This window comes from Pseudomonas sp. GW823-FHT06E10 (genome assembly GCF_058794995.1).
Map to the genome: position 1 here is coordinate 228,729 of NZ_JBXAHJ010000004.1, position 26,261 is coordinate 254,989.

Genomic DNA, 26,261 nt, shown 5'->3' on the forward strand with positions numbered 1-26,261 from the left:
AAAAGATGCTCGTTATTTCTTTATGTTTTCCCAGCGCTTCAACAGGTCAGCGTGCCCATCAGTCCAGCCTTGAATGGCTTGCTCCATGGTCTTGCCGTCCTTTACTTCACCGTTTATTGCCGTGATATCTGAAATCGGCACGTATACGCTGGCCATTACTTCACGTGCACGTGGGTTTTCCTTTGAGAAATCCTTGTGGCCAATCCAGTAGTAACCTTGTGGCGGTGGGAACACACCCTTTGGATCCTTGAGGAACTTCAGGTCGAACTTCTGCGCCATCCATGAAGGCTCCCACACAGTGACGGCAACCCACTCTTTACGATCGACTGCCGATTTCAATGCGGCTGTCATGGCAGCGGTACTGCCTTCGAGCAGTTGCAACTTGATGCCGTAGTCCTTTACCGCCTTGCTCGCGTCATTCATCAAGCCCGAACCTGGTTCGATACCGATGATCTTGTTGCCGAATTTCTCGGCGTTGTCATTGAGTTGTTCGATTGAATCGATGTCGACGTATTTAGGTACGGCGATCGCCTGGTAAAGGCCATAGGAAACCGGGGATAGTTTTTCCAGGCGGTTCTTGTTTTTGTTCCAGTAGTCATTCGCCGCGTAGTCGGTTTGTGAGGCAAGTACCTGGATATCACCTTTGGTCAGAGCGGCATAAGCAATACCCCACTCGGAAAACTCGATGACTTTTACGCTATAACCGGAATCCTCAAGCACCTTTTTGGTAATACCGGTAATGGGTGTCAAGTCTTCCCAGGTCAACGTGCCCATGGTGATTGTTTTTTCTTCCGCGTGAACAGGCAGCATTACCATGCCCATCATCGCGACCGCGCAGACTGCCTTCCAAATCTTCTTCATGGCGTTCCTCGATCTACGTTAATACTTTTTATATTAGTCTCTAAACAATAGAGGCCCGTGGTGCACAGCTATAAGCTCACCATCTGTTTCAGTTGTTGTTGCCTATCAATCCGTATCCGGATTGATATTCAATGCCGCCGTTTCTGCGACATCAACTCGTATCGATCCTCATGCCAATTAAGCGAGGACCGGTATTATTTAAATGGAGTTGGCAGGTCTGCCTTCATTCCATTGGGCGCGATAAACATTTCCATGTTCTCGCGGGAGAGCTCCCAATGCTCAAAGACCAGGTCAACTACAGCGCTCTCGTCACGACGCTCAATGGCTTCAATAAAAGAATCGTGGTGCTCTGCGGAAAGCTGTAGCCGTTGTTCCATGTCCTCATCGCGAGGGCGGAAAAATGTATGACCAATCCGTGCGTGATCAATCAGCAGTCTTTCGAGGCTGGGCTCAAGGTACTGATTGCCCGACATTTCACCCATGATTGCGTGGAATCGATTGTTTTCCACCACCATCATCAGGGCATCACGGGACACCGTCGCAGCACGGAAACGGCGTTGCGTTTCCTTCAGGTCAACCAGCTGCTGAGCCTTGAAATTCTGAACGGCCAGGCGACCTATCGCGGCGTACACCATGGGAGCCACCAGGAAAAAATTTCGCAGTGTCGAATGGTTCATGGGAATCACCCGGGCACCGCGGTTCTCCCTGATATCGATGTACCCCTCACCGGCAAGACGTCGAAATACTTCTCGCACCGGGGTTCTCGAAAGCCCGTACCGTTCGCTGATGGCAACCTCATCCAGCGCCTCGTCAGGATCGAGCTCCATCGTGAGGATCTGACGCTTGAGGTCGTCATAAAGAGTGCTCTTGCCGTTTTTCACAATGACCTCCCGAGGCAGTCAAATCAGCGGTTACGGCTTGTTGTTGAATTCAGATTCGCACGGGTTTCGGGTGTCGTCAATGATTTGTATTTTTTATGTATACACAGAAAATACTGTAAGAACACACATAGGAAATAGATTATTTCCTTACAAATCAAATAGATAAAATTTCAAACCGAAATCATAGGGTCGTTAACAGAAATGTAACCTGTCGCAAATTGAACGGCCCTTCGGCCTCGGGATCGGGCACCTGGCTGGGTCGGATGTCCGACGGCGCCATTTTCAAGACCGCAAACGACATGCTGCCGATATGACAAACAGGGCAATGTTCGAGAAATGTAGCGAGGGGGATCTGGTCATTCAAAGCCGCGAAGCGGCTTCGACTTGAAGGAAGGGGTCGACCACGTCTACGCGGCCCGACCTGTATCAGCTCTCAGAGGCGATCGTTGACTCGTCAGTGGTTTCTGCCGCCAGCTTCAATCGGTCCGCTTTACAAATGTATTTAGGCTTGCTCTTCGGTGCCAGTTTGGCACTGGCCTTTTTGGCCTTAGCCTTGAACAGTTGCTTTAGTTTCTTTTGACGGTTCATGTTGTTCTACTCAGCCTGTAATTCTTGAATGATATCAGCTTGAGACATTTAGCCGATTCAACTTTGCGGCTCCACGATCCTGAGCCAGGGCCAGCGATCCTGATAACTTCTCGCCTTCTGATCGAACAGCTCTGGCTTGAGATTCTTCGGGTTGATTCGAAGTAGCCCGTGCTCGGTGTCGGCCAGGCCGTTGGGCGCATAGACCTCACCCGTTTCGATATCCAGGCCAATGCAGGTGCCGGCAATCAGGTAGCGATCTATCCCGTCTTTAGCCGACTGAAGCCTTGGATAATCCCCGCCAAAGCGCTGGCGGTACCACAGGTGGACGCGGGCCTGATTCTTGATCTCAATGTTCACGTCCAGGTCCTGGAACAGACGCTGACCTGATTCGATGACCTCATTCTCAGCTTCCCATGACAGGTCATCATCGAAGTAAAAGACGTCGTAATCCTTCACGCCCCACTCTGGCGGTCGCTGTGCCTGTTGATTCCAGACGGCCTGGAACAAACAACCGGCCGTGAGCATGCACTGGTTCAAACCGAGCTCCGGCAAACGAGCGGAAATTTCTGCGTTTACCGGATTGGTCATTGCGATCCTGACCAGGCTTTCGACAGTCAATGTCATCTTCATCCCTTCTGATTGATCTAATCCCGGCGACCGACAATACCCTCAACGCTTTTCAAATTTGCAAAAAAGTCGCCCTTTTCTCTCCCTCGGCCAATCTGGCGCGAATCATGCCTGATTCAATAGCCTGAAGTCGGTACTGACTATGTGGGTGACACTTTTGAAGTGAACCACCTCAGTGCCTGCCACGATAATCGATAGCTTACTGACGAACTGTCGAGGTCAAGCATGACGAACGCAACTACGGAACAAGTCAGCCCACAAACACTGAGAAGAGTGATTGTGGCTGCCGGCATCGGCAATTTCGTCGAGTGGTTCGACTTTGCGGTGTATGGCTTTTTGGCCACGACCATCGCCCAGCAGTTCTTCCCCAGCGGCGATGCCAGTGCCGCGCTGCTCAAGACCTTTGCGGTATTCGCCGTGGCCTTTGCGTTTCGGCCTCTTGGAGGGATTTTCTTCGGCATGCTGGGCGACAGGATCGGCCGCAAGCGCACCCTCGCGATGACCATCCTGCTGATGGCCGGTGCCACGACCTTGATCGGCCTGCTGCCCACTTATGCGGCAATCGGGGTCATGGCGCCGATTCTTCTGTCCCTGATCCGTTGCGCCCAAGGCTTTTCCGCCGGCGGAGAATACGCAGGTGCCTGTGCCTACCTGATGGAACATGCGCCGAGTGACAAGCGCGCCTGGTACGGCAGCTTCATTCCGGTGTCGACATTTTCCGCCTTCGCCGCAGCCGCCGTGGTGGCCTACGCGCTCGAGGCGTCATTGTCGGCCGAAGCAATGGGGAGCTGGGGTTGGCGCCTGCCGTTCCTGATTGCCGCGCCCCTGGGCCTGGTGGGTCTTTACCTGCGCTGGAAGCTCGATGAGACACCGGCATTCCAGGCGGTGACTCAGGAACATGCTGTCGCACATTCTCCACTCAAGGAAACCTTGCGCAACCATGGTGCGGCGATCTGTTGCCTGGGCGCTTTTGTGTCACTCACGGCACTTTCGTTTTATATGTTCACCACCTACTTCGCGACCTACCTGCAAGTGGCCGGTGGCCTGAGTCGCGCAACAGCCTTGCTGGTGTCACTGATTGCATTGCTGTTCGCTGCGGCGATCTGCCCGCTGGCCGGGCTGTATTCGGACCGGGTTGGGCGTCGTGTCACGGTGATGACCGCATGCGCGCTGTTGATCCTGGTCGTGTATCCATCGTTCCTGATGGCCAGCTCCGGCTCGTTCGCCGCGTCCATCGTCGGCGTCATGCTCCTGGCGATTGGGGCGGTGTTGTGCGGCGTGGTAACGGCGGCCTTGCTCTCGGAAACCTTCCCTACCCGTACTCGATACACCGCCTCGGCGATCACCTACAACATGGCGTACACCCTTTTCGGCGGCACCGCGCCGCTGGTGGCAACGTGGCTGATCAGCACCACCGGCAGCAACCTGTCGCCGGCGTTCTACCTGATTGCGATTGCATTGCTCGCATTGGCGGGCGGGCTGGCATTACCGGAGACTTCAAGGATTTCCCTGCATGACGTTGCGACGCAGGAGAAAGCCGAGGGCGTGGGCGCATCCGCCTGAAAACACGAAACGAGCCGGCCAGGTGTCACGTGATCGAGGTCTCCCTAAGCGGCCGTTGACTGGCCGTCAAAACCCTGCACAATTGCCGGTTTTTTTCGCGACAGGACGTCACTCATGCAACGGATTGTAATTCTAGGCAATGCCGGTAGCGGCAAATCCACCCTCGCCCGCGCCCTTGGCAAGCGTCTGGGCCTGCCCGTGGTGCACCTCGATACCTTGTTCTGGGAGCCCGGCTGGATAGAACCCGACGCGGAGCAATTCCGCGCGCGGGTCAGCGCCGCGATCGCAGCGGATACCTGGATTTGTGAAGGCAACTATGCCCGGCGCACCTTTGACCTTCGCCTGCCCCGGGCCGACCTGATCATCTGGCTCGATACGCCGCGCCTGACCTGCTTCGCCCGAGTGATCATGCGCAGCATCAGCAAGCGCCCTCGCCCTGACCTTGCAGCCGGTTGCCCAGAGAAGCTCGACCGGGCGTTCCTGACCTTTCTGAACTTTGTGTGGAATTTCGATCAGGGTTACCGCCCCGGTATCGAGGCGGTGCGCCTGACCACAGGCCCGCGGATTCCTGTGGTGCATTTGTGCAATAGCCAGCAGATTGCCGCCTTTCTCCATGGCTTGCCCGCAATGCCAGGCACCTGCCCTGTATAGAGGGCGCATGATTTCACATTGATATCGCCGATTTGTCATGAAATGACAAGAAATTGTCGTCGAATGAATGGTCGATAGCCTCCCCCGTCCATAAATTTCTCTTCGGGCCCGCGCGTTGAATCCCCCGATCTGACGCCTTGCCCGGCTGGCGCAATGCCTGGGCGCATTTCTGATTTATATGCTCAACATAATAATAATCCGAGGGGTCGCATTGTATGCGTGTGAATTTACCCGTAACCGAGCATGAAAGAGTTTTCCCCACCGAACAGCGATTGATCTCCACGACCGATCTGGATAGCCGAATCACTTACTGCAACGACGCCTTTGTTGCCATCAGCGGTTTCACCTACGACGAACTGGTGGGTCAGACCCATAACCTGGTTCGACACCCCGATATGCCACCCGGGGTATTCGTGCATATGTGGCACACCATCAAGCAAGGCAAACCCTGGATGGGTATTGTGAAAAACCGCTCGAAGAATGGTGATTTCTATTGGGTCAGTGCCTACGTCACGCCCATCTATGAAAACGGACGCATGAGTGGCTACGAGTCGGTCCGCTCGGTGCCCAGCCGCGACCAGGTCCGCCGGGCATCAGCGCTCTATTCCAGAATGCGGGCCGGCAAGCCGATCATTGCGCGCAGCGCGCGGATTTTCCGGCCACTGCGACAGGGGTGGCCATTATTGATGGCTGGCGGGGTTACACTGCTCGGTATTCAGTGGCTATCGACAACCGCGGCACAAGGGGTCCTGATCGCGAGCCTTGGAGTTGCCTGGTACCTGATCGAGTCCCGAAATCGCAAGGCCATCGAGCGTACCCTGGCCGAGCATCCGAAAGCCTTTTCCGATCCGTTGGTCGCCCTCACCTACAGCGATAACCACGGCCCCCAGGGGCAACTGGACATGGCCATGGTCAGTGAGGAAGCGCGCCTGCAGACAGCCCTGAGCCGGCTCGTCGATGCCGGGGTCAATGTCAAGGCCAAGGCGGCGCAATCATCCGAGCTCTCAGGTTCCCAGGCGCAGTCGCTTGATCGTCAGCGCAGTGAAACCGATCAGTCTGCCGCCGCCATTTCACAGATGGCCGCCACCATTCAGGAAGTCACGCAGAACGTCATCAGCACCGCACATGCCGCGTCGGAGGCTGACCAGTTGACCCGTGACGGTAGTGAGTTGGCCCGGCAAAGCCTGAGCGCCATGAAAACCATGCATGAGGCGGTCAACGAGATTGGCCAGGCGGTCAATGCATTGGCGAGCGAAACGCAATCGATCGGCAGTGTCGTGGATGTCATCACCTCCATTGCCGAACAGACCAACCTGCTGGCGCTCAATGCGGCCATCGAGGCGGCCCGGGCAGGTGAGCAAGGCCGCGGTTTTGCCGTGGTTGCCGACGAGGTGCGCTCCCTTGCACAACGCACCCGCACCTCCACCGAACAGATCCACGGCATCATCGCTTCACTGTATGCCGGTGCCGATCGCGCCGTATCAACGGCCAATCGTGGCGAGCAGATTTCCCGCGAAAGCATGCAAAGTGTCGAGGCGGTGCAGTCGGCGTTGGTCGGCATCAGCCAGGCCGTCACCCGGATAACCGGCATGAGCCAGCAGATGGCCTCGGCGTCTGAAGAACAAAGTCACGTGGCTGAAGATATCAATCAGCAGATCACCCGGATTGCCCAACTGTGCGACCACAGTGCCGGGCAGGCCAAGCAAGGCGCGGCGATCAGCCAGGATCTGGAAGTAATGGCCGATTATCTGCACAGCCTGGCCGAACGTTTCAGCCGATAGCCATCAGTGCCTGTTGACCATCTTGCATCCGGACAACAGGCAGCCTCAGTGGAAAACAGCGACGCGTCCCTCAACGCCCCTAGTCCCAATGATAGAATCCTGTTTTGAAAAAGGAGTTTCATCTGTGGAGGCTGGAAAAATGAGTTGCCCTTATTGCGCGGAAGTCATCATGGCTGAAGCCATTCTATGCAAGCACTGCCAATCCGACCTCAGGCAGAAAATACAAATCCCGCCTGGGCGGCCACTACCGTCAGAAAAGAGAATGGGCCCTGTCGGCAAAGTCCTCATCGGAACCATTATCGCCATCACCTTGTACCTGGCTTTCGGCTCTTCTGTCAGTAACAGGTCGCAAGACAAGGAAATGATGCAGGCCCGAGATGCCGTCGAACTATGCCGCCAGGAAGTAAACAGCTACTCCGGCCCTGCAGTCGGGAAAAGCATAATCGTAGAAACTTGTCAGAAGCTTGAAGACGAATTCCGTAAGGGTTTTGGCGACGCACCATAGGAAAAGCCGATTACGAAGCCCGCCATTGAGCGGGCTTTTTTGCCTTTGGCATCAGGCAGCAAATCACTGATTCACCCTGCATGAAAATCCATCATGACATGTCATGACATCATTCAAAAACGGACTTTGGTCAACAAATACGGGGTTAAAAGGACGAATGGTCGAGAGGCGTCAAGCGTGGGGAATTGCCGGGAGTTTGCAGCCACTACAGGCTTTTCAGGCAGGCACGTTCGTCGCGGTAAGGTGAACTTCACTTACTCAACGTGTCACATTAGGTCCCCGTCAAGCGAACTTCAGTGGAGGTATAGCCTTATGAGCATGGCCACAATTGTCAGTGCCGTGATTTCCAGTCTCGCACCCAGTGTCTTTGACCAGAACAACCTGCAAGAACCCGGCGCGCATGTTTCAGCCGTCGATTATCACTACGGTATGGACATCGATGTGAAACAGGTACTGCAGCGCACCGATACATCCGACAAGACCGGCGTAGTACCAGTGACTGTGGTCTACCTGGACAGCCAGGGTGAGCTTCACAAGATCCGTTTCCTCGAATGGGGTGCAAGCCCTGCCAACCCCACCAGCATTGCCTGATCCGCTCGTCGATCGGATTCCGGGCCTCACCGCCCCCCCCAGAAGCGGAAGTTAAACCTCCCATGCACTCAGTGCGATTGAGGTTTTTTGTTACCTGAAAATGGACATGATCGAATGACTAAACGTTCATTCGAGAAACTCACTTTTATCTTGGTGGCTTAATGTCGCAAGATTAATTGATAACAATTGCTGGATCTAAATGGCAGTCAGCAACGGTAAATTCCAATCAAACCGTGCATAGAGCCAAGTTGATTCACTATTGAAACCAAGAGGTCACCATGGAACTTAGTATGTTCTCTTCGTCCACCGTGGAATATGTGCGTTTAGGCGTTGTATATTTTCATCTTATCGCCTGCTGCGTAGCAATCGGGCTGGTCTTGACCAGCGACATTGCAATGGTCAAGCAACTCCTGAAGGGAGATGCGTCAGGCCACCACGATGACGCGCACATGGAAAGCCTTCAAAAAACCGTAGTGCTTGCACTTGTAGCGCTCTGGATTACGGGCATTGGTATTGTCGGGATCGATTATGCCGGCAAGGGGATGGAATATTTCCTCAATCCAAAATTGCAAGCCAAAATCGGCATAGTTGTGCTGTTGACCTTTAACGGTTTCCTGTTGCATAGCGCTGTATTGCCGGCGCTGAAAAAAGCCGGTTCGTTACTCAAACTCTCCTTCAGCTTGCGCATGCTGGCGCTGTTCTCCGGCGCCCTCTCTGGCGTGTCGTGGTTCTATGCCGCCATGCTGGGTGTTGGTCGTCCGCTGGCCTGGAAGTATTCGCTGGTGGAGTTGCTGGCAGCCTATCCGGTACTCATCGTCGGTGGTTTCGCAGCGATGGTACTGCTCACTACCTGGGCAAAAAGCAGAGACGCCGAAGCGCGTAGGGAGCAAGGCACCTGGTCACCAGGAAACGCCGCCCTGGCTGGATGGTGAGACAAGAAAGTTCAGCTTTAGCCAATAAAACCCATTTTTAGCAGTTCGTAAAATGTCACTTGAGGATACCCAAATGAAATCCATGAAAGCCCTTTTCGTAATCGCCGCTCTGACCGCTTCTTCTCTGGCGATGGCCACAGGTGGTGGTGACAAGACGTTCAATCGCATGGAGTCGGCCCGGAAAGTCTCGATGGAGGCCTTCCTGGTTGCACAGAAACAGAAGGCTGAAGCCGCTGTCGCTGAAAGCAAAGCCAAGGCTGCCAATCACACCAACAGCTGATCGATGTAGCCTGTCCCCCCGGCTGACAGAAATGTGCAGCCTCAAGCCTCGCTAGCAGTACCCAAGGTGTTGCTAGCGCCGGTTTAACCGAGATCCCTTGGACCCACGCCTATGCCAGTCTCGCAAACCCGCCCCTCACCCGCGCCGTTGCTCAAACCGGGAGAGACGGTTGTTTTGTTCGACGGTGTCTGCAAGCTATGCAATGGCTGGGTGAGATTCTTGATTCGCCATGACCGCCAGCGGCGCGTGCGGTTGGCGGCGGTTCAGTCACCCGAGGGGCAGGCTCTGCTTGCATGGGCAGGTTTGCCCCTGGATCAGTTCCACACCATGGCGGTGATCCGCGACCGACACTACTGGGAGCGTTCGCAAGCATATTTCGAAGTCATTGCCCAGTTGCCCGCACGTTGGCACCCCGTGCTTCTGTTGCGCATTTTTCCTCGCACGCTTCTGGATTGGGCATACGACCGCATTGCGCTTAATCGTTATCGGCTCTTCGGGAAATACGACACATGCCTGTTGCCGGACCCTGATCATGAACAGCGCTTTTTGAAAGCCCCCCTGTGAACGCCCTCATGCGCATTAACCGGATCGCCCTGAGGAACCGGCTATCGCTTCAGGAGACAATCCCCTCAAACAAACGCCCGACAATGCCGGGCGCCCGTTCTTCAGGTCTGTACTCAGAAGCGATAGTTGGTGCTCAGCTCCAGCGTCCGTGGGGCACCCGGTGTGATCAGATCCACTGAGCCATGCGCCGAAGCGTAATAGTCCTTGTCGAAAACGTTGCGCAGACGCAGGGCCATGTCCCATTTCGGCTCGTTGTACAGCAGCGCGGCGTCCACGGTTGTGTAAGCCGGCATGACCACATTGTTATCCAGCGCGGTATAGCGATCATCGACATAGTTGGCCCCCATGCCCACACGCCAGGTTTGCGTCAGTGAACGCACCAACCACAGGTTGGCGCTGTGGCGCGGCGTCAGGGTCGGCACCTGCCCTTCGTTGGCGACCCCGTTGGTAAAGCTGTTGGACTTGGTGATTTCGGCATCCAGAAAGGCGTAACCGGCATAGACCTGCCATTTGTCACTCAACTGCCCGCTGGCGGTCAGCTCAAGGCCGTCGGTACGCTGCTCTCCCGCAAGCACCAGTTTGGTCGGGTTCGCCGGATCGCTGGTTTTCATATTGGTGCGTTCCAGGCGGAACAGCGCCGCGGTCAACGCCAGGCGATTGTCGAACAGGTCCCACTTGCCGCCGATCTCGAAGTTGGTGGTTTCCTCTGGTTCAAGATCCTGGTTCGTCGTGCTCAGGGCGAACATCTCGGCGGAGGGTTGGTAGGAGCGGCTCACCGAGACGTAATAGGACTGCACTTGATCAGGCTGGTAGACCAGACCGACTCGCGGGCTCCAGGTCGTATCGGTGCGGGACAGCTCGCTGTGCGTCAGGTCATCGGCGTACTCCTGGTCGAACACGTCGTAACGCACACCCAGCAGTGCCTTCCACTGTGGCGCCAGTTCGATCAGGTCCTGTACGTAGAAGCCGGCGGTGTCCTGGGTGTTGGTACCCTTGGCGGTTTGCCGGTTGGCCTGGAACGGCACGTCGACCAAGGCATCGCGGTACACCGGCACCCTGGCCACATTGGATTGGCTGAATACGGACTGGTCCTTCACCTGGCGCCCCAGCTCCACACCATAGAGCAGGTTATGGTTCATCCCGGCAAGCACGGCGCGCTGCTTGAGTTCGGTCTGGTTGAACCACCCGTCCTCCTTGCGCTGCACGTTGCCGCGGTTGAGTTTTACCAGCAGTTCACCATTGGGAGCAGTGACGAAACGTGTCGGGCTGGAGTCAGCGAGTGTGTTGTTGCGATCCAGGTCGTAGTGGTAGTAACGACTGGTATTGCTCAGGCTGAAATCGTCGTTGATCCGGTAGTCGACACCCGCCGTGAACGAGAACACTTCGCTGCGGGTGTAGTCATCATCCGGGTCGGCGGCACCGAAGCGCTTGTCGCGGTCCACATCGACCGGGCGGTCGCCTCGTGCCGGGATGCCGAAGTCAATCAGGCGCTTGTCATACAGATAGGTAGCACCCAGGTCCAGTTCCAGATCATCCGAGAGCTTGAAGTAGGCCGAAGGCGCGATGGCCTTGCGGTCGATGTAGCCGTCATCCCGGTAGGTGTCACTGTTCTCCAGCGCGCCTGTCACACGAAAGGCTTTATTGCCTTGCTGCTGATCGGCCCAACCGGCATCGAACTGAGTGCGTTTTTCGCCCTCGCTGTCGACACTGACGCCGACCTCCTGCTTGGGTGCGAAGTTGGGTGTCTTGCTGATGCTGTTGATCAGCCCCCCCGAAGAGCCTCGGCCATAGAGCACCGCAGCCGGCCCCTTGATCACTTCCACCCGCTCGACGTTGGACAGATCCCGGAAGTACAGCGCATCGTCGCGAATGCCGTCGACATACATGTCGCCAATGGCACTGAAACCACGGATGGTGACCTGATCGCGCTGACCGTCACCATTGGACAGGCCGATACCAGGGACGTTCTTCAGCACGTCCTCCATCGACCGCGCCCCCTGATCCTTGATGACGCTTTGGGGAATCACATTGACGGTTTGCGGGATATCTCGCAGAGGGGCGTCGATCTTCAGCGCGCTCCTGCTCTCGGTCGACATGTAGCTCTGCTCGCTGTACTCACTGTTCACAGCGGTTGCCGGTAGGGTTAGAGCAGACTCCGTTTCTGCCTGTAATTCAGGTACAACCAGAACACCCAGCAACGACAGAGAGGCTGGGTAAATGCGCGATCGAGCCACCATGGACACCTTTGTTTGAATTGTCGCGCGAATAATAACGATTATCTTTTGTAAGTAAATACATATCATTCCTATATGCAACTCAGAACGATCGTCTCAATTTCATGGGCGGTCGACAGAAGCGTTAGTGCACTGCCGTACTCGGCAGCCACATTATTGTGACGCTGACGCTGTGGTGGATGACTTATCCAGCCCCCCTCGATACCCTTTCGCCTCCGGGTGCCTGACGGCAATTCAGGTCAAACCACACTTCATCCAGACGAACCAAAAATGAAATCCTCCGCAGGTTTGCTGTTGTCAGGTATCGAGCTGGACCGTGCCAGTTCCATCCCCTTGTACCGCCAACTCTACTTGCAGATTCGCAAACAGATCCTCAGTGGCAGGATTCAGGGAGGCGTGCGCCTGCCCTCCACCCGGACCCTGAGCAAGGAACTGCAGTTGTCGCGAATCAGCATTCTCAATGCGTTCGATCAACTGATTGCCGAAGGTTTTCTGACGTCGAGGACCGGGGCCGGGACCTATGTCGGCCATGAATGGGAAAGCCGCGGTATTGAAGACGATGAACACAAGCGCCAGCCTCCGCGCCTGTCCGACCTTAGCCAGTCCATGCTGTCATTGCGCAGCGATCATTTTCGCGGCGTTTCCTATGCCGACTGGGCGACCGGGAGCCCGACCTCGTTCCTGCCCAGCCACAGCGCCTACGATGCATTCCCGCAATCGGTCTGGAAGCGGCTGTTGAACCGCCACCTGCACAAGCCGACCAAGGCCATGCTCGGTTATGGCGAACTACAGGGATTGCTGGCCCTGCGCGAGGCGATTGCCGAGTACGTCTTCGATGCCCGTGGCATCGATTGCACTGCCGATCAGGTGGTCATCGTGTCCGGCGCCCAGCAAGCCTTCAACCTGCTGGGCATGCTGTTGCTCAATCCGCAGGACAGTTTCTGGATGGAAGATCCGGGGCATATCGCGGCGCGGATTGCGCTCCAGGCCCAAGGTGGTCAGGTCGTGCCGTTGCGTATCGACGAACAGGGGATCGATGTCCGGCAAGGCCTGGCTTTGTGTCCTGACGCCCGCCTGGTGTTTACCACACCTTCCCGTCAGCATCCCTTGGGCGTCACCATGAGTTATGGGCGACGCCAGGAACTCATCGACTGGGCCGCTCAGAATCAAAGCTGGATCATCGAGGACGACTGCGACAGTGAATTTCGCTACAACGGTCGCCCCCTGCCGGCACTCTATGCCATGGACCAATGGGCCCGGGTCATCTACGCCGGAACCTTCAGCAAAGTGCTCTTCCCCTCGCTGCGACTGGGTTACGTGATACTGCCGAACGCCTTGATCGAACCCTTCTGCACCCTGCGGGCGGTCATGGATCGCAGCCCGCCCACGCTGCTACAGGCCGCCACGGCGGACTTCATGCGCGAAGGCCACTTTCTCGGCCATATTCGCCGAATGCGCGCCCTGTACCAGGCTCGCCAGCAGGCACTGGTCGAACAACTGCAGAAACGGCTGGGCTCTTTCTTCAGGATCACGCCAGTGGAAGCCGGCATGCACCTGATCGCCTGGTTACCCGCGCATCTCGATGACGATGCCCTGGCCAGGGAACTCGGCCAGCATGACATTCATACCTATCCCCTGAGTGACTACTGCGTCGAACATGTCTTGCCACCGGCGCTGTTGATCGGCTTTGCCAGCACCCCCGAGGACCAGGCCCAGGCGCGCGTCGAAGCACTGGCCCAGGCCTTGGACAAAATGGGCTACCTGCAACCGGCTACTTGACCCAAGGCAAGTGGTCTTATGATTTAACTGATAATGGATCTATCGAGAGTTCCTGACTGGCGCGATAAAGGCTGCGCCGGTAGACCCGGTGTCTGAACCAGGAACGACTCGAATGAACAATAAGATCCAGGAACGATTCAACGCCTTGCTCAGCCATAAGGCTGTCGAGGCCGGAACTCCCCCCGTACTGACTGAGGCACTGGCCCACCGGTTGCTCGACCGACTGGCACAGTTGCGCCTGTTTGCCCATGCCTACCCCTTGCTGACCAACCTGACCCACGGCCGTGTCACCCCTGGCGACCTGCTGGATTTTGCCTATCGCCACGAACTGCAGGGCCTGAGCCTGCACCTGCTCGACGGTGAGGAAAACAGCCTCAGTCAAATGACAACCGCGCAGCTTCTGGCGTTCGCTGCCAAGGCCAATGCACTGGGGCTGGATGTGCATCTGGAAATCAGCAGCACGCTGAAAAAAGATGTCGATCAAGTGATCGCCATTGCCAAGACGCTGGGCACCCGCAACATCCGTGTCTACTCACGCTACGAAGGGGCGCTGTCCCGGGTCATGGACGTGATCGAGTCAGACCTGCACTACCTCGCGCAACAGGCAGACGAGCACGACCTGTTCTTCGACTTCGAACAGCATGAAGAACTCAAGAGCGCCGAAATCGCGCAACTGCTGAACCGGCTGAACCACCCTCGCCTGCACGCGCTGTTCGACTTCGGCAACATGATCAATGCCTGCGAGCAGCCCCTGGCGGCACTGCGCACCCTGGCGCCGCACATACGCCAGACCCACCTCAAGGGTGTGCGCATCGTGCCTGAACAAAACGGCTTCGGGCATTACGGTGTGCTGCAAGGCTGTGACGAAGACGACCTGCCCAACGCACGCATGTTGTTCGAATTGCTGATGCTCGGCGAATCATCCCCGCAAGTGATCGCCTTCATTCTGGAGCAGGAAAACCACTACGTCGCCCCGGCGTTCCGCCAGCTCGACGAAGCCGCCGACCCGCTCATTGCGTACCGGGAAATGAGTGAAACAGCGCTGCCGGAAGGCTTCTCGCTGGAGCGAATGCTGGCCGATGAGCACCGTTGGGCAAACAACCAGGTCGCCTACGTACGAGGTCTGCTGGCCGAGTTCCGCACCCTGGCCGAGTTGACCCTGGCCCATTGCGCTAACGCCTGAACCTGACGTGCCGACCGGCACTGCCTACCCAATAATGCCTGGAGAACAATAATGACATCCCAAGACAAGGCCAAATGGCTCAGATTCCTGATTCTCATCCTCGGTGGCGGCACCATCTACAAGCTGGCGAATCTCAAAGACGCCTTCTACATCCCCATGCAAGAATTCATGGGGCTGTCCCACACTGAAATCGGCGTGCTGCTGAGCGCCAACGCCATCATCGCCACCGCGCTGTTCGTGGTGGGCGGCATGCTTGCCGACCGGTACGACACGCGCAAGCTGATCCCCCTTGGCTTGATCGGTACCGGCGGCCTCGGACTTTACCTGGCGACCTTCCCGCCCTTCAGCAATCTGCTGGTGGTGTTCTGCCTGCTGGCCGTGTGTGCCGACTGCCTCTTTTGGCCTTCGCTGCTCAAAGCCATCCGCAACCTGGGCGACGATAAGGAACAGGGTCGCCTGTTCGGCCTGCTCGAAGGCGGGCGTGGCGTCATCGATACCCTGGTCGCCTTCTCTGCGCTGGGCGTCTTTGTCGCCATGGGCTCCGGTGAAAACGGTCTGAAATCGGCGATCCTGTTCTACTCGGTCATCGACATTCTTGCCGGTACCCTGACCTGGCTGCTGCTCAAGAGCGGCAAAACCCAGTCGACCGTCAAGCCGAAGAACGGGTTGTCGAACCTGTTCGAGGCCATCAAGGTGCCGGGCATCTGGCTGGTCAGCCTCAACGTGTTCATGGTCTACATCGTGTACTGCGGCCTGACCTATTTCATTCCCTACCTCAAGGAAATGTACGAGCTGCCCGTGGCCCTGGTGGGCGCCTACGGCATCATCAACCAGTACTTCCTCAAGATCCTGGGCGGCCCTGCCGGTGGCTTCATTGCCGACAAACAGTTCAAGAGTTCCAGCCGCTATCTGAAGTGGGCATTCCTGGCGTTGTTGCCGCTGATGGGTGTCATCATGCTCATCCCGAAAAGCCCGGACTTCATCTACGCAGGCATGGCGGCCACCCTCTCCTTCGCGCTGATTGTCTTTTCCATGCGCGGCGTGTTCTGGGCACCCATGGGTGAAGTCGGCATTCCCCAGCACATCACCGGTTCAGCCTTCGGGATCGGTTGCCTGATCGGCTATGCGCCCGGCATGTTCGCCTACGTCATCTATGGCGCCATCCTTGATCACTTCCCGGGTCAGCAGGGCTACAACTACGTGTTCTCGTTGATGAGCGTATTGGCCATTGTCGGGTTCATGGTGTCCAGCCTGCTGTATCAAGCGGTCCGCAAGAATGCCACGATCACTGGCAAGGTCAGCGCCGCGCAAGCCTGAACATAGACGGTGCATGCAGTGCGGCGGTAACCGGGGTCTCTCGGTTACCGCCGCACTGTGCTGCCATCAAAAGGCGAAATCGGCCTCGTCCATGGCCATCAGGCAATGGGCTCCGCCCCGCAGGCTTTCGCGGTGGCCACTGGCACGGGGCAGCACCCGGCGCCAGTAGAAATCCGCCGCTTGCAGCTTGGCCCGATAGAACCCGGGTTCGTCGGTACCAGCATCCAGTGCCGCTTGGGCACGCACAGCCGCCTGTAACCACAGCCCGCCCACCAGCACGTAAGCGCTGTACGCCAGGAAGTCCACCGACATGGCGCCGATTTCCTGCACATCACGCCGACACGCCTCGACCACCTCGGTACCCAGTTCACGCCACTCGACGAGACGCTGCTGCATTGCCTCGACCATTTGCCTCAGCGCTGCTTGCGAGCCGGCCGCGTCGACATGCACGGCCAGCTCATCGATCAAGGCGCCCAGTTCCGTTGCGCCGTCGCCCAGCACCTTGCGCCGCAGCAGATCCAGCGCCTGGATACCGTTGGTACCTTCGTATAGCTGAGTGATGCGGCTGTCACGCATCAACTGCTCCATACCCCACTCACGGATGTAACCGTGGCCGCCGTACAACTGAACGCCCAGGCTGGCGACTTCCTGGCCGACGTCGGTAAAGAAGGCCTTGACGATCGGAATCAGCAGCGCTGCCCGACAACTCGCCTTCTGGCGAGCCTCGGGTTGCGGGTCGCCGTGTTCCAGATCCAGTTGCAGGGCGGTGTAGGCCGCGAGCAAGCGGCAACCTTCGCTCAAGGTTTTTTGCGTCAGCAGCATGCGCCGAACATCGGGGTGCACGATGATCGGGTCGGCGCTCTTGTCCGGCGCCACCGGGCCGCTGATGGCCCGCGATTGCAGGCGCTCACGGGCATAAGCGAGGCCACCCTGGAAGGCGGCCTCGGCGATGCCCAGTCCCTGCAAGCCAACCTGGAAGCGTGCATCGTTCATCATGGTGAACATACAGGCCAGCCCCTGATTCGCTTCACCGATCAACCAGCCTTGTGCGCCGTCGAAGTTCATCACGCAGGTGGACGCGCCCTTGATGCCCATCTTGTGTTCCAGTGCGCCACAGCTCAGCGAATTGCGCGGCCCCGGAGTTCCATCGGCAGCGGCCATGAACTTGGGAACCAGGAACAGGCTGATGCCCTTCACCCCGGCCGGTGCATCCGGCAAACGGGCAAGGACCAGATGAACGATGTTGGCGGTCAGGTCCTGCTCGCCACCACTGATGAAAATCTTGCTGCCGCTGACCTGATAGCTGCCGTCGGCTTGAGGTTGGGCACGGGTTCGCAGCAGGGCAAGGTCGGTACCGGCCTGGGGCTCGGTGAGGCACATGGTACCGGACCATTCACCGCTGACCATTTTCTCCAGGTAAGCCTGCTTGAGCGCCTCGCTGCCATGGCGATGCAGAGCCAGCACCGCGCCTTCGGTGAGGCCGGAATAAATGCGAAACGACAACGAGGCGGCCATCAGCATTTCGTGGAAGCTGGCCGAAATCAGCTGCGGGAAACCCTGGCCGGCGAACTCCAGCGGTCCGGTCATGCTCGCCCAGCCGTTATCAACGTACTGCCGGTAGGCGTCGCGAAATCCCTGGGGCGTTGTGACGTGGCCGTCGATCAACTGACAGCCCTGCTCGTCACTGTTGCGGTTCAGCGGCGCGACCACTTCGGCGGCGAAGCGGGCGGCTTCTTCGAGGACGCCGTCGATGGTTTCCCGGTCCAGCCCATTGTTCAACCGCGCGCAATGGCCGCTGACATCGAACAGTTCGTGCAGCACAAAACGCATGTCGCGCAGGGGAGCTTGATAATTCATGTCGGCCTCATGGGTTGGCGCAGTGGAAAAGATTGCCGTCACCCTAAGCAGGCGCCTACTATTTTTGAAATTTCATTTTCATATGCCTGGTATTTGTAATTTGAATTTAAAAAGCTTCGATCTGAATTTGCTCCGCGTCCTCGATATGCTGCTGCGCGAACAGAACGTGTCGCGAGCGGCCGAGCGCCTGGCCCTCAGCCAGCCCACCGTCAGCAACGCCCTCGCCCGCCTGCGTTCACTGTTCGACGACCCCTTGCTGGTGCGGGTTGGCCGCCACATGCAACCCACCTCCCGGGCGCTGGCGCTTGAGGGGCCGATTCGCGCGGCCTTGCAACAGATCGAACAGACACTCAATGCCGGGGAAACCTTCGACCCACGCCTGAGCCAGCAGCAGGTACGCATCGCCCTGACCGACTTTGTCGAGCAGCTGTGCATGCCGCCCTTGCTGGCACGTCTGGGAGAGCTGGCGCCAAACCTGCGTGTCGACGTTGCTCACCTGGCCCCCAGCCTTCCTGCCGAGCTGCTGGATCGGGGTGAACTGGACATGGTTCTGGGACGCTTCGAAGAAGTGCCAGCGCGTTTCACCCGCCGGACCTGGCACAGCGAAACCCTGCGGCTGGCCGTGCGCAAGCAGCATCCGCTGGCACACGACACACTCACACTGGATGACTTTCTGGGGCAGCGTCATCTCTGGGTGAGTGGCGGCCAGTCGCGGGGCATGGTCGACCAATGGCTGGGCAAGCAAGGCCTGTCGCGCAAAATCGTCTACACCACGCCCAACTACCTGCAGGCGGCGCACCTGGTCGCCCATTCCGACTTGAGCGTCGTCCTGCCGACCCAATTGGCCAATCAATTCGCGCAGTTGCTACCGCTACAGGTGTTCGAACTGCCCTTCGACGTCGGCTCGTTCCACCTCGAACTGGTGTATCTGGCGCAACGCCAACATGAGCCGGCGCTGGCGTGGCTGATCGAGCAAATCCTGGCGGTGCGGCCGGCTTGAACGGACGCCCGGCATAACGCCTTGCCTGAGCCAACGCCTGGGGTTTGCCGAAGTGTTTTTTCGGTTGCGCCAGACAACACCAGGAACAACTTCAAGAGCGACGAATTTCTAACGTAGCGCGTAACCCTCCAGGGCTGCGGTTCTCCAGTTTGATCTGCCCGCCAAAGCGATCGGCAATGGCCTTGACGATAGTCAGCCCCAACCCTGCACCCTGATGATTTCCGCTGCAGTAGAAACGCTCGAAAAGCCGTTCACGATCCTGCTCATTGATGCCCGGCCCCTCATCTTCGACAGTCAGTTCGTAGCTATTTTCCTTTTCTACGAGCCTGACGGTGATCACTCCGTGCCGGGGAGAGAAATTCGCCGCATTGGTCACCAGGTTGTTCAAGGCAATATCGATCGCAGCGGGGTCGACTCTGGCAAGACTGATGTCGTCCCTGACATCAAAAACCAGCTCGAGCCCCTTGCTCAGTAGCCAGGGCGTCAACTGAACCAGGCTTTCGCGAACGGTGCTGGCCAGATCAATAGGCACAGGCGCTTTAGTCCCTGCTGTAGGCTCTATACGAGCCATCGTCAGCAATTGGTTAACCAGTCGGCTGGTACGGTCCACGCCGGCAATCAAGAATTCGAGCGATGCGCGACGATCCGCTTCACTCCCCGCCGCCATCAGGTTTTCAGCGTGGATCCTGAGCACGGCCAGTGGTGTACGCATTTCGTGGGCGGCGTCGGCGATAAAGCGTCGCTCGCGCCCCATGACGTCCTGAATTTGCGCGAGCATACGATTGAGGGCGGCCTGCATGGGCTCAAGCTCAGTGGGTAGCGGCGTCAATTGCAAGGGTTCGAGTGAACCGGGATGCCGGGCCCGCAGCGTTGCAGCCATATTGACCAGTGGCTTGAGTCCCCAGCCGATGGCCAGCCAGATCATGGCGGCCAGCAACAAGCTCCCCAGGATATTGGGCCACAGTGTGTGGCGTACGATGCGGTCCACCAAGTCCATTCGCACGTCGTCCCGTTCGCCCACCCAGATGCGCAGGTTGTTCTGCTTGTCTACAAGCAGGAAGGCACGCCAATGCCGGTTGTTCAGGTCGACTACATCGCTGAAACCTGGTGTGACCGCGGGTGTGCTGAAGGACGGAGAACTGGCCGTATGTACCAGCACTTCGTTCCTGGCGTTCCAGACCTGAAACGCAATTTTCGTTTCATACGGATGCCCCTCGCCCCCGGGCGTTGCCTCGTTCAGGGCCTGGTTGAAAGCCTTGTACAGATCCGCATGTTCCTTGCTCACCATGGGCATACGCATGACGCCTTGTAGCAGGCGAGCGTTCTGGGCCAGATGGGCATCATAGACTTCGGCGATTTCGTGGTTGCTGTCGTGCAGATTCAACACACTGATCACGGCCAGGCCGGCGAGCATCAGGCCGATGATCAGGACCAGGGTCCGACGCCGGATAGAGCTCATCGACGCTCCTCCACCAAGTAGCCGATACCACGGACGGTGCGGATCAGATCGGTGGAGAACTTCTTGCGCAGGTGATGGATGTGCACTTCCAGGGTGTTGCTTTCGGCCTCCTCGTTCCAGCCATACAGCAACTGCATCAGATGATCGCGAGTCATTACCCGACCCGGTGGCGAGAGCAGTTCGTGGAGCAACTGGTATTCCTTAGGTGTCAGGGCTACTGGCTCGCCTTTGTAGCTGACTTGCTGGGTGTCGGGGTTCAGGCTGATACCTGCGTGCTCGATCAGCGATTGTCCACGCCCGGCACTGCGACGAAGCAACGCACGTATGCGCGCCTTCAATTCTGCCAGGTCGAAAGGCTTGATCAGGTAGTCATCGGCGCCGGCATCCAGACCGGCGATACGGTCTTCGGTGGCATCGCGCGCGGTCAGGATCAACACCGGCAGATTGGAACCGCTGTCACGCAAGCGCCTGAGCACTTCGAGACCGTCCATGCGTGGCAGGCCAAGGTCGAGCACCGCCAGATCGAAGATTTCACTGCGCAGCGAGTGCAAGGCGCTGTTGCCGTCCTGCAACCAGTCGACGGTATAACCTTCCCGGCTGAGGGCCTGATGAATACCCTCGCCGAGCGCCACGTCATCCTCTATGAGTAATAAGCGCACAGGGTCTCCTGTCAGCCGAGTTTCTTGTTCACATCCACCAACAGCGTCTCGATCTCCTTGCGGCGCCCGACGTCAGCGCTCTCGCGGCCAGGTCGAGGCGCAGCCTGCAAGGCTTTTTGCAGCGCTGCCCTGGCTTCAACATAACGCTTCTGACGGTAGAGGTGATCGCCCCAGAAGTACAGGCTGTCGATGCCGTTGGGGTTCATTTGCAATGCCAGCTTGAGCAACTGTTCGGCCTTGTCCGAATCGCCGAAACCGATGGGCCAGCCCGGTACGCGGTCATAGAGAGCCCCCAGACTGGTATAGGCTGAGCCTTGCAGGGCCTTGGGGTCCAGAGTCAAGGCTGTTTCCAGATCGGCTTTCGCATCCTTGACCTTGCTCAGCGCACCCAGCCCACCCTGTGCGCCCGCCCAGCTACTGGTGACGATGCCAGACCAGATCCAGGCCTCAGCCACCGTTTGGCGCTCCTGCTTGAAACTCGAAGCCTGAGCGGCCAGCTTTTCAAAAGCCGCGGTCCGTTGCCCCGCGGGCAACTCGTATTGAATGTGCGCCCAGCTTTGCTGGATACCGTTGAGGCGTTGCTGGTCGGCGGGGTCCAGCGCCCAGACGCTCTGGCTCATTGCGCCAAGCAGTAGGCAAGCGATGATCTTTCTCATGGTTTGACATTCTCCTGGTCGGGTTTGTGGCTCAGGCGGCGGATCAGGGGCAATTGTTTGCGCAACCCACGGTCCACCAGATGGGGCAAAAAGCTGTTCAGGCGTACAAAAAAACGTTCGGGCCAGCCCAGGTACAAGTCGCGACGGTCACCGGCAATGGCGTGAATCACTGCGGCCGCCACGGCTTGCGGATCGTCGACATTGGTCTTGAGCGCATCATTCAGCGCCTGGGCCGCCGGGCTGTTCATGCTGGTACGGGTCGCTCGCGGGGCGACGTAAAGCACACTGACCCGAGTGTCGGCCAGCTCCCGGCGCAGGGCCTCAGAGAACCCGCGCAGGGCAAACTTGGTGGCGCAGTAACTGGCGTAGCCGGGGTAGCCGATGGAGCCATAGGTCGAACCGACGTTTACCACCATGGCACTGGCGGCTTGCTTTAGCTGCGGCAACAAAAGTTTTGTCAGGCACATGGGCGCACTGATGTTCACCGCGAGCATCGAATTGATCTCGCTGTCGTCCAGCTGTTCGAGCATGGCGAAATGATTGACCCCGGCGGCATTGATCAGCAGGTTGATGCCACCGATGCCCTGGGCCTGCGCCAACACCTGACGGCGGTCGGAGAGCAACGTCAGGTCCGCACGGACCCAACTCAGGTTACCGGGATAACGCTCAAGCAGCGGCACCAACGGTTCCCGATGCCGAGCCACGGCCAGCACCTGGGCACCACTGGCGCACAGTGCGGTGGCAATGGCCAGGCCGATGCCGCCGCTGGCACCGGTCAACACGACGCGAGCTTCAGACAGGCGCATGCAGATTCTCCCCGTTACGCGGCAAGCCACGAAACATATCGGTGTAGAGCCGGTACACCACTTTGGAGGCATGAATGACGGCGGCCTGGTCGCCCGGGTCTTCAAGACGGTTCATCAATCGACGGTAGGTCTGCATATGTTCGATATCCAGCGAGCCGTGGGAACTGAGGTAGCTGAAGGCGCTTTCCGGCAAGTCCAGGTGCTGGCGAATACTGCCGGCGGCGTGGGTCGCCAAAGCGATGCTCGTGCCTTCAAGTACGTTGACCATGCCGAACAGACCCACCGGATTGTCCCTGGCAATCAGGTCGTAGAGGAAGCTGACCATCAATTCGATCGGCAATGACGGGCGTCCGTCCCGTACAGCGGCTCTGTCACCGCCGCAGGCTTCAATATCATTGAGTACCCATTGTTCGTGGCCGTATTCGTCCTCGATGTATTCACATACCGCTTCGCGCAGCCATTCCAGACGTGATGCCAACCGCGCACCACAGGCCATCATCAACGGCACGGTATGGCGCACGTGGTAATAGGCCTGAGCCAGAAAGGCCCGGTAACTTTCCAGGCTGACGTCGCCCTCCAGCGCATCACGGATGATCGGCAGGTTGAACAACTCAATGCGTTCTTGCTCAGTGGCTTTTTGCAACGTGTCAAAAAAACTCATGGTGCGGATTCCTCGGAAAATGCAGATTCGCTCAATTGCCCCCGGTAGCGTTCGACGATCGCGTCACGGCGGGGCCGGCCATTGGCGGTGAGCAAGCCGTTGGTGGCAGTGAAGGGTTGGTCGAGCCGGCTCCAGTGGTGGACCTGGGCGTACTCGGGCAACGCCTCGTTGGCCTGGGCCACGGCGGCGGCCAGTTGTTCGTCGGTGCAGTCCGGGCGATGGGGCCAGAGCAGCGCATGGTTGTGAGGCATGGCCTCGCCATAGACGAAGGCCTGGGCAACAGGCCCGCGCTGGGTCAATTCGGCTTCCACCCACTCGGGGTTTACGTTGCGCCCGAAACTGGTAACGAACTGATGTTTCTTGCGTCCCTTGAGGTAAAGAAAACCCTCGGCGTCGAACTCGCCGAGATCGCCGCTGGGCCACCACTGGGCGGTGTGCGGTGCCTCTCCCAGATAGCCCAGCAAGGTTGAACCCTTGATCAGCACTTCGCCGTCCTCCGCCAGGCGAATCTCTACATGGGGCAATGGCCGTCCGACACTGCCGGGGCGCCATGCTTGCGGGCGATTGAGGCACACGACCGACGCGCATTCCGACAGCCCGTAACCTTCATAGACGGGTATGCGCACGCGTTGAGCGCGATGCAGTAGATCTTCGCCGACCCGGGCGCCGCCCACGGCGGCAAAACGCAGGTGCTGTGGGTCGAAAGCCTTTTGCTCGGCAGCGTTGACCAGCATCAGCAACAACTGCGGTACCAGAACCAGACTCTGGGGCGATCGGCTGGCCAGGCAACTCAACAATGTCGGCACATCCACACCGCTGGCGCCTTCAATTCCCAGGGTTTTCGGGCCGGGCAGGCTCAAGGTGGCGCCGGCATACAGTGCAGCGTAACAACCGATGTTCTCCAACAAAATGGCCAGCGGCAGCAGCGCCAAGTGGTGTTGCGGATCGGTGGGTTTGCTGGCCAGGTGCAGCTCATAAGCGACCCGCAGAATGCTGTCGGCACTCAAGCACACGCCCTTGGGTGTGCCTGTGGTGCCCGAGGTGAAGGTCAACTTGGCAGTGCCTTCAAGCATCCGGTTCGGGCCATTGAACGTGCGGTGCCAGAACTCGCCGCACTTCTGATACCCGGTCGCCAGCAGTTCGTCGTGCAATTGCGGCTCGGCAATGACGAGCTCGGCCTGGCTTTGCTCCAGGCAATGCCTGCGTTGCGCCGGACTGAAAAAAGGCGGCAAGGCTACACAGGTCAAACCCTCGAACAACGCGGCCAGGTCCCAGAGCAGAGCTTCGACGCCATTGTCCAGCGCCAGGGCGACCACCCTGACCCGTTCATCGCGCAGGCGCTGCTGGCGAAAAATGACCTCGGCATACAGCGTGGCGTAGTCCAGCTTCAGATGATCGCCCCACAACGCAATGGCGTTGGTTTTTTGCTCAGCATGATTACGCAGGGTCTGTTTGAAGCGCTCCATTTCAGGCGACATGGCAGGCACCTTCAATAGAGGTCGGCAAGCCCAGGCGACTGAACAGGCCAATGTTGCGCAAATGAATGAAACCGGAGCGAACATTGCCGAAATGAACCCACGGTTTGCTTTCGTAGTAGCTGCCCCAGGCGTGGCGGTCCTCGCCCAGACGCGCCGGGTCGGCAGCACACAGGGTCACGGGCTTCAAGCCAAGGCGGTGAAAGCTATTGACCAGCCCCAGGTTCCCGGTGAAGGCAACCCATTCCAGCCCCCCCATGGCCAGCAGGTAGGTCATCGCGATGATGCTCATCCGTGCGCTGCCGGTGTCGCTGGCAGCCAGGTTGCCTACCTCTACGATGGCTGAGCGGCTTACGGTCTGGTCGGCCGCGGCACTGATCAGCGGATCGATCGCATCGTCCAGGTAACCTTCCAGGAACAGCGGTCCGCTGCGCGCCAGACGCACGCCAATCACCGCGCAAAGCGCGCCGGACGCCTCGCTCATGCCAAACAGCTCCGGCATGAAGTGGCGAATATCGGCACCGTGGGCCTTACGAAAGCGTTGCTGGATAAAGGCTTCGAAGGCACTTCGTTGCGGGGCGTCCGGCAAGGCCCTGACGAGATACATCTGCTGCGCTTCGGTCAGGCCAAAGTGCAGCGGCAACTGAACGTTCCAGTTGAAATCGGACATTGAAAACATCTCCCCCGGATCAATTGGGGAGAAGTATCAAAGGCATTTCTTAACGAAGTCTGAAGGTGAAAAAACGATTGTCGCCTTGGTGACAGTCCGTAATGACATGCCATGGCCTGCTTCAGGAACGGACTTAGGCCAACAAATACGGGGGTTTAACCGGAGCCCCCGACTGGCTGGCCACAGTTACTCATGGCGCGGACGCTTATGCGCCTTCCAGTTGATCGCGCAAAAACTCGATGAAGCGCTGGGTTTTCGCCGGCAACAGGCGCGTCTCGGTCAGCGCATACACTGAAACCGAAGTGGCGTGCCATTGAGGCAAGACCTTAAGCAGCTTTCCATTGATCAGGTCTTGCTCAGCGATGCTCTCGGGCAGCAAAACGATACCCAGGTCCAGTGGTCAGTATCCCTGCCCTCACGCACTAGTCACTTCTGCCAACAGCGGGCACCGATGAAGTCGGGACGAATGAAAGCAACCGGTCATCGATACATTCAGAAAACAGCCACTTCTCCTGGCCCAGACACCCCGCACAATCGCACCCTTTATTGGGGGATATTCCCCGTCATCGGGGTATTCATCCTGGCTGCTCATACACCAGTTTGAAGCCAGCGGACAAGGGGGGCGTGGCGTAGAGCCATTAGTCACCTCCTGTCACTTTCGGCGGGAAATTTGCATCGTTC

General features: G+C 58.2%; 24 protein-coding genes and 3 pseudogenes. 13 read left to right on the forward strand and 14 right to left on the reverse strand.

Going from position 1 to position 26,261, the window contains the following annotated elements:
- Positions 1-12: 12 nt before the first annotated feature.
- The 4 genes from AC1Q6Y_RS08855 to AC1Q6Y_RS08870 form a co-directional block, all read right to left on the reverse strand.
- Complete coding sequence (locus AC1Q6Y_RS08855) at positions 13-861, reverse strand: glycine betaine ABC transporter substrate-binding protein (RefSeq protein WP_154909029.1); 849 nt, start codon at positions 859-861, stop codon at positions 13-15.
- Between the two features lie 194 nt (positions 862-1,055).
- Positions 1,056-1,742: a GntR family transcriptional regulator gene (locus tag AC1Q6Y_RS08860; protein WP_057714869.1), complete on the reverse strand. Its 687-nt coding sequence runs from the start codon at positions 1,740-1,742 to the stop codon at positions 1,056-1,058.
- Between the two features lie 426 nt (positions 1,743-2,168).
- On the reverse strand, positions 2,169-2,330 hold the full coding sequence (locus AC1Q6Y_RS08865; protein WP_090455146.1) for a DUF2986 domain-containing protein: 162 nt from the start codon (positions 2,328-2,330) through the stop codon (positions 2,169-2,171).
- Positions 2,331-2,387: 57 nt separating this feature from the next.
- The gene (locus AC1Q6Y_RS08870; RefSeq protein ID WP_492624408.1) at positions 2,388-2,954 is read right to left on the reverse strand and encodes a nucleotidyltransferase family protein; all 567 of its coding nucleotides are present in this window, start codon (positions 2,952-2,954) and stop codon (positions 2,388-2,390) included.
- A 228-nt stretch (positions 2,955-3,182) separates the two neighbouring features.
- On the opposite strand from AC1Q6Y_RS08870, the gene AC1Q6Y_RS08875 reads away from it, so the two are divergent.
- The 9 genes and pseudogenes from AC1Q6Y_RS08875 to AC1Q6Y_RS08915 all read left to right on the forward strand — a co-directional run bounded on the left by AC1Q6Y_RS08875 (position 3,183) and on the right by AC1Q6Y_RS08915 (position 9,824).
- Complete coding sequence (locus AC1Q6Y_RS08875; RefSeq protein WP_492624409.1) at positions 3,183-4,520, forward strand: MFS transporter; 1,338 nt, start codon at positions 3,183-3,185, stop codon at positions 4,518-4,520.
- 114 nt (positions 4,521-4,634) lie between these two features.
- Positions 4,635-5,171 carry a P-loop NTPase family protein gene (locus AC1Q6Y_RS08880; RefSeq protein ID WP_407515457.1) on the forward strand — a complete coding sequence of 179 codons (537 nt, stop codon included), beginning with the start codon at positions 4,635-4,637 and terminating at the stop codon, positions 5,169-5,171.
- A gap of 215 nt (positions 5,172-5,386) precedes the next feature.
- Positions 5,387-5,689, forward strand: a pseudogene (locus AC1Q6Y_RS08885) (PAS domain-containing protein); the annotation flags it as partial.
- Between the two features lie 288 nt (positions 5,690-5,977).
- Positions 5,978-6,952 (forward strand): annotated as a pseudogene (locus tag AC1Q6Y_RS08890) (methyl-accepting chemotaxis protein); the annotation flags it as partial.
- Positions 6,953-7,121: 169 nt separating this feature from the next.
- Positions 7,122-7,457, forward strand: coding sequence for a hypothetical protein (locus tag AC1Q6Y_RS08895; protein WP_349734056.1), 336 nt, complete (start codon positions 7,122-7,124; stop codon positions 7,455-7,457).
- 312 nt (positions 7,458-7,769) lie between these two features.
- Entirely contained in the window at positions 7,770-8,048 is a 279-nt protein-coding gene (locus AC1Q6Y_RS08900; RefSeq protein ID WP_057714874.1) for a DUF2790 domain-containing protein, read from the forward strand.
- Positions 8,049-8,326: 278 nt separating this feature from the next.
- Positions 8,327-8,980: a hypothetical protein gene (locus AC1Q6Y_RS08905; RefSeq protein WP_492624410.1), complete on the forward strand. Its 654-nt coding sequence runs from the start codon at positions 8,327-8,329 to the stop codon at positions 8,978-8,980.
- A gap of 73 nt (positions 8,981-9,053) precedes the next feature.
- Positions 9,054-9,260 carry a co-regulatory protein PtrA N-terminal domain-containing protein gene (locus AC1Q6Y_RS08910; protein ID WP_407515455.1) on the forward strand — a complete coding sequence of 69 codons (207 nt, stop codon included), beginning with the start codon at positions 9,054-9,056 and terminating at the stop codon, positions 9,258-9,260.
- 111 nt (positions 9,261-9,371) lie between these two features.
- Positions 9,372-9,824, forward strand: a complete 453-nt coding sequence (locus tag AC1Q6Y_RS08915; protein ID WP_057714877.1) for a thiol-disulfide oxidoreductase DCC family protein — start codon at positions 9,372-9,374, stop codon at positions 9,822-9,824.
- A gap of 113 nt (positions 9,825-9,937) precedes the next feature.
- Here the strand turns inward: AC1Q6Y_RS08915 and AC1Q6Y_RS08920 are convergent, their stop codons facing one another.
- Positions 9,938-12,061, reverse strand: a complete 2,124-nt coding sequence (locus tag AC1Q6Y_RS08920; protein WP_492624411.1) for a TonB-dependent receptor — start codon at positions 12,059-12,061, stop codon at positions 9,938-9,940.
- 267 nt (positions 12,062-12,328) lie between these two features.
- Between AC1Q6Y_RS08920 and pdxR the strand changes: the two genes are divergently transcribed.
- The 3 genes from pdxR (at position 12,329) to AC1Q6Y_RS08935 (ending at position 16,337) form a co-directional block, all read left to right on the forward strand.
- The gene (pdxR, locus tag AC1Q6Y_RS08925; RefSeq protein WP_057714879.1) at positions 12,329-13,837 is read left to right on the forward strand and encodes a MocR-like pyridoxine biosynthesis transcription factor PdxR; all 1,509 of its coding nucleotides are present in this window, start codon (positions 12,329-12,331) and stop codon (positions 13,835-13,837) included.
- Positions 13,838-13,949: 112 nt separating this feature from the next.
- Positions 13,950-15,020 (forward strand): sugar phosphate isomerase/epimerase family protein, encoded by a 1,071-nt coding sequence (locus tag AC1Q6Y_RS08930; RefSeq protein WP_492624412.1) that lies wholly within the window; start codon positions 13,950-13,952, stop codon positions 15,018-15,020.
- 51 nt (positions 15,021-15,071) lie between these two features.
- A complete protein-coding gene (locus tag AC1Q6Y_RS08935) occupies positions 15,072-16,337 on the forward strand; it encodes an MFS transporter (protein ID WP_057714881.1) in 1,266 nt (421 codons plus the stop codon).
- A 66-nt stretch (positions 16,338-16,403) separates the two neighbouring features.
- Here AC1Q6Y_RS08935 and AC1Q6Y_RS08940 read toward each other — a convergent pair whose 3' ends face one another.
- Complete coding sequence (locus AC1Q6Y_RS08940; RefSeq protein WP_492624413.1) at positions 16,404-18,194, reverse strand: acyl-CoA dehydrogenase C-terminal domain-containing protein; 1,791 nt, start codon at positions 18,192-18,194, stop codon at positions 16,404-16,406.
- An 82-nt stretch (positions 18,195-18,276) separates the two neighbouring features.
- Here AC1Q6Y_RS08940 and AC1Q6Y_RS08945 point away from each other — a divergent pair, with 82 nt between their 5' ends.
- Entirely contained in the window at positions 18,277-19,194 is a 918-nt protein-coding gene (locus AC1Q6Y_RS08945; protein ID WP_492624414.1) for a LysR family transcriptional regulator, read from the forward strand.
- A gap of 91 nt (positions 19,195-19,285) precedes the next feature.
- Here the strand turns inward: AC1Q6Y_RS08945 and AC1Q6Y_RS08950 are convergent, their stop codons facing one another.
- The 8 genes and pseudogenes from AC1Q6Y_RS08950 to AC1Q6Y_RS08985 form a co-directional block, all read right to left on the reverse strand.
- Positions 19,286-20,653, reverse strand: a complete 1,368-nt coding sequence (locus tag AC1Q6Y_RS08950; RefSeq protein ID WP_492624415.1) for an ATP-binding protein — start codon at positions 20,651-20,653, stop codon at positions 19,286-19,288.
- Entirely contained in the window at positions 20,650-21,312 is a 663-nt protein-coding gene (locus AC1Q6Y_RS08955; RefSeq protein ID WP_492624416.1) for a response regulator, read from the reverse strand. The genes AC1Q6Y_RS08950 and AC1Q6Y_RS08955 overlap by 4 nt, the downstream gene beginning before the upstream one ends.
- Positions 21,313-21,323: 11 nt before the next feature.
- Positions 21,324-21,968: a tetratricopeptide repeat protein gene (locus AC1Q6Y_RS08960; RefSeq protein ID WP_492624417.1), complete on the reverse strand. Its 645-nt coding sequence runs from the start codon at positions 21,966-21,968 to the stop codon at positions 21,324-21,326.
- A complete protein-coding gene (locus AC1Q6Y_RS08965; RefSeq protein ID WP_492624418.1) occupies positions 21,965-22,774 on the reverse strand; it encodes an SDR family oxidoreductase in 810 nt (269 codons plus the stop codon). The genes AC1Q6Y_RS08960 and AC1Q6Y_RS08965 overlap by 4 nt, the downstream gene beginning before the upstream one ends.
- Positions 22,761-23,435, reverse strand: coding sequence for an iron-containing redox enzyme family protein (locus AC1Q6Y_RS08970; RefSeq protein ID WP_492624419.1), 675 nt, complete (start codon positions 23,433-23,435; stop codon positions 22,761-22,763). Before AC1Q6Y_RS08970 ends, AC1Q6Y_RS08965 begins: the two co-directional genes overlap by 14 nt.
- Positions 23,432-24,913, reverse strand: a complete 1,482-nt coding sequence (locus AC1Q6Y_RS08975; protein ID WP_492624420.1) for an AMP-binding protein — start codon at positions 24,911-24,913, stop codon at positions 23,432-23,434. Before AC1Q6Y_RS08975 ends, AC1Q6Y_RS08970 begins: the two co-directional genes overlap by 4 nt.
- Entirely contained in the window at positions 24,903-25,580 is a 678-nt protein-coding gene (locus AC1Q6Y_RS08980; protein ID WP_150813190.1) for a thermostable hemolysin, read from the reverse strand. Before AC1Q6Y_RS08980 ends, AC1Q6Y_RS08975 begins: the two co-directional genes overlap by 11 nt.
- A 205-nt stretch (positions 25,581-25,785) precedes the next feature.
- A pseudogene (locus AC1Q6Y_RS08985) lies at positions 25,786-25,977 on the reverse strand (LysR substrate-binding domain-containing protein); the annotation flags it as partial.
- Positions 25,978-26,261 lie beyond the last annotated feature (284 nt).

Coding starts and splice junctions, on each gene's coding strand:
- AC1Q6Y_RS08980 (WP_150813190.1), bottom strand. CDS start 25,580: ATGTCCGATTTCAACTGGAACGTTCAGTTGCCGCTGCACTTTGGCCTG.
- AC1Q6Y_RS08910 (WP_407515455.1), top strand. CDS start 9,054: ATGAAATCCATGAAAGCCCTTTTCGTAATCGCCGCTCTGACCGCTTCT.
- AC1Q6Y_RS08930 (WP_492624412.1), top strand. CDS start 13,950: ATGAACAATAAGATCCAGGAACGATTCAACGCCTTGCTCAGCCATAAG.
- AC1Q6Y_RS08905 (WP_492624410.1), top strand. CDS start 8,327: ATGGAACTTAGTATGTTCTCTTCGTCCACCGTGGAATATGTGCGTTTA.
- AC1Q6Y_RS08855 (WP_154909029.1), bottom strand. CDS start 861: ATGAAGAAGATTTGGAAGGCAGTCTGCGCGGTCGCGATGATGGGCATG.
- AC1Q6Y_RS08870 (WP_492624408.1), bottom strand. CDS start 2,954: ATGACATTGACTGTCGAAAGCCTGGTCAGGATCGCAATGACCAATCCG.
- AC1Q6Y_RS08920 (WP_492624411.1), bottom strand. CDS start 12,061: ATGGTGGCTCGATCGCGCATTTACCCAGCCTCTCTGTCGTTGCTGGGT.
- AC1Q6Y_RS08950 (WP_492624415.1), bottom strand. CDS start 20,653: ATGAGCTCTATCCGGCGTCGGACCCTGGTCCTGATCATCGGCCTGATG.
- AC1Q6Y_RS08965 (WP_492624418.1), bottom strand. CDS start 22,774: ATGCGCCTGTCTGAAGCTCGCGTCGTGTTGACCGGTGCCAGCGGCGGC.
- AC1Q6Y_RS08945 (WP_492624414.1), top strand. CDS start 18,277: ATGCCTGGTATTTGTAATTTGAATTTAAAAAGCTTCGATCTGAATTTG.
- AC1Q6Y_RS08875 (WP_492624409.1), top strand. CDS start 3,183: ATGACGAACGCAACTACGGAACAAGTCAGCCCACAAACACTGAGAAGA.
- pdxR (WP_057714879.1), top strand. CDS start 12,329: ATGAAATCCTCCGCAGGTTTGCTGTTGTCAGGTATCGAGCTGGACCGT.
- AC1Q6Y_RS08960 (WP_492624417.1), bottom strand. CDS start 21,968: ATGAGAAAGATCATCGCTTGCCTACTGCTTGGCGCAATGAGCCAGAGC.
- AC1Q6Y_RS08940 (WP_492624413.1), bottom strand. CDS start 18,194: ATGAATTATCAAGCTCCCCTGCGCGACATGCGTTTTGTGCTGCACGAA.
- AC1Q6Y_RS08865 (WP_090455146.1), bottom strand. CDS start 2,330: ATGAACCGTCAAAAGAAACTAAAGCAACTGTTCAAGGCTAAGGCCAAA.
- AC1Q6Y_RS08895 (WP_349734056.1), top strand. CDS start 7,122: ATGGCTGAAGCCATTCTATGCAAGCACTGCCAATCCGACCTCAGGCAG.
- AC1Q6Y_RS08935 (WP_057714881.1), top strand. CDS start 15,072: ATGACATCCCAAGACAAGGCCAAATGGCTCAGATTCCTGATTCTCATC.
- AC1Q6Y_RS08970 (WP_492624419.1), bottom strand. CDS start 23,435: ATGAGTTTTTTTGACACGTTGCAAAAAGCCACTGAGCAAGAACGCATT.
- AC1Q6Y_RS08975 (WP_492624420.1), bottom strand. CDS start 24,913: ATGTCGCCTGAAATGGAGCGCTTCAAACAGACCCTGCGTAATCATGCT.
- AC1Q6Y_RS08880 (WP_407515457.1), top strand. CDS start 4,635: ATGCAACGGATTGTAATTCTAGGCAATGCCGGTAGCGGCAAATCCACC.
- AC1Q6Y_RS08915 (WP_057714877.1), top strand. CDS start 9,372: ATGCCAGTCTCGCAAACCCGCCCCTCACCCGCGCCGTTGCTCAAACCG.
- AC1Q6Y_RS08900 (WP_057714874.1), top strand. CDS start 7,770: ATGAGCATGGCCACAATTGTCAGTGCCGTGATTTCCAGTCTCGCACCC.